The sequence below is a fragment of the uncultured Clostridium sp. genome (assembly GCF_934754915.1).
Classification (GTDB): Bacteria; Bacillota; Clostridia; order Clostridiales; family Clostridiaceae; genus Clostridium.
Genome location: NZ_CAKVKB010000292.1, coordinates 1 through 2259, shown reverse-complemented (window position 1 = coordinate 2259; position 2259 = coordinate 1). Strand labels below are relative to the sequence as shown.

The 2259-nt window shown below is 32.3% G+C and carries 1 protein-coding gene and 1 pseudogene; both read right to left on the bottom strand.

Annotated features, from left to right (window positions below; genetic code table 11):
• A partial coding sequence (locus Q0F58_RS18990; RefSeq protein WP_294379562.1) for a Mur ligase family protein occupies positions 1-733 on the bottom strand: 733 nt, incomplete at its 3' end.
• Between the two features lie 188 nt (positions 734-921).
• Positions 922-2196, bottom strand: a pseudogene (locus Q0F58_RS18985) (penicillin-binding transpeptidase domain-containing protein); the annotation flags it as partial.
• Positions 2197-2259: the final 63 nt, after the last annotated feature.

The window sequence follows — 2259 nt, the reverse complement described above, 5'->3', positions numbered from 1 at the left end:
CTTTTAATACCTGCATTCCATAAGTATCGTCAATATTTATTAATTTTATACTGCTTCTTTCGAACAATTTAAATTTTGCAGCATAGTAATTTTCAAATGTTTTATGAAAATCAAGATGATCTCTTGTAAGATTAGTAAAAATAGAACATTCAAAATGTATTCCATATACCCTGTCTAAAGCAAGTGAATGTGAAGATACCTCCATAACACAGTATTCTGCTCCTTTATCTACCATGTGAGCAAATAACTCCTGAAGTTCCAAAGACTCTGGTGTTGTTCTTTCTGTATGAATTTTTTCACCACATACAAAATTTGCAATTGTTCCTATAAGTCCAACCTTTTTCCCTGCACTTTCTAAAATATCTTTTATCATAAATGCTGTAGTTGTTTTTCCATTAGTCCCTGTAATGCCTATTATCTTCATCTTTTTTGAAGGATTATCATAGTAGTTAGCTCCCATAACAGCTAAAGCTTTTCTTGTATCTGCACATTTTATGATTGTCACAGACTTATCATTAACCTCTATATCATCTTGAATTACAATAACACTAGCTCCATTTGAAATGGCTTTTTCAGCATATTTATGGCCATCTGTTGCATATCCTTTCACACATACAAATATATCATTTTTTTCTACTTTTCTGCTGTCATAATTTATTTTTTCAATTTCCTTGTCATCATTCCCTTGCAAAAGTTCATAATCAAGACCATTTAAAATATTTTTTAAATTCATGTCATCCTCTCCTAACTTTGATTTTATACATAAATCAGTGGAGAGTTAAAAGTGGATAATTGACAGAATTCAAACTGTCAACTCTCAATTTTTAACTATCAGCACTTCTATGTTATTAATCTTATCTTTTAAAAATATAGCATGTGAGCATGAGCCCACACGCTACCATTTATAATTATGATTATAATTTAATCTTTATAATCTAAACTTAATGTCAACTTAATAGATGTTCCTTTTGTTATTACTTCACCTTGAACCACATTCTGATTTTTAACCAGTCCATTACCTTCAAAAACTGGTACAAGTCCCAAATCTGTCAGTAACTGTTGAGCATCTTCTTTTGAATAACCTCTCACATCGGGCATTACAACATTATTATTATAATTCCCTTCATCATCTGTGTAAAGATTTATTTTTGAACCTTCTTTTACCTCATATCCTGGATATGGCGTTATTGATGTTATAACATCTCCATCACCTTTAATTTCACAATCAAGCTTAAGTTCTTTTAACTCCTTTTTTGCTTCATCCAATGTCATTCCCCTTAATTCTGGAACTACCACATCTCTTGGAATTTGGATTAAATTTTCATCTTTAAATTTTTCATCCATATAATTGAAAATATCAGTAAATAAAGTCTTTGCTGCTGGAGCCGCAACCTGTCCAGCATAATATGCACCATTACTTGGTTCATCCACTGTTATCATAACAGTTACCTTTGGATCGTCCACTGGAGCCATGCCTACAAATGAAGAAATATATTTTCCACAATACTTTCCATTTTCAACCTTTTGAGCAGTTCCAGTCTTTCCTCCAATATGATATCCTTGTATAAAAGTACTTTTACCAGAACCTTCTGTAACTACACCTTCAAGATATTTTCTCAATTCTGCAGTTTTTTCAGGACTTGCCACTTTTGTTTCTTTTGGTTTAAAAGTTTCATCCACAATAAAATTTCCATTTTCATCAGTATGGGTAACTTCTTTCATTACATGAGGTTGTATCAATGTTCCTCCATTTGCAACAGCATTTAAAGCTGTCATATACTGAACTGAATTTACAGTATTAGTCTGTCCAAATGCTATAGTTGCAAGATCCGCTTCTGTGACTTTTTCAACAGGTTTGACTATTCCTCGTGCTTCTCCTGGAAGATCAATTCCACACACTTTCCCAAATCCAAATTTTTTTATAGATTCACATAATTTTTCCTTTCCAATCATTTGACCAAGCTGAATAAAAGCTACATTGCATGAGTTCTTAATTATATCAGGGAATTTTTGTGCGCCATGCCCTTGTGTTCTCCAACACTTTGGATGAATCCCTCCTACTGCCATAGAACCATTGCAGAAAAAATCTGTATCTGCAGTTACTACTCCTTCTTCCATAGCTGTAATTGCTGTCACTACTTTAAATATAGAACCAGGTTCAAATGTATCATTAACAAGTCTATTTCTCCACATTTTATTTGTCTTTGATCAAATACTACCATATTAAATATGGTTTTTCAACTTTTCGCTTTATTAGCT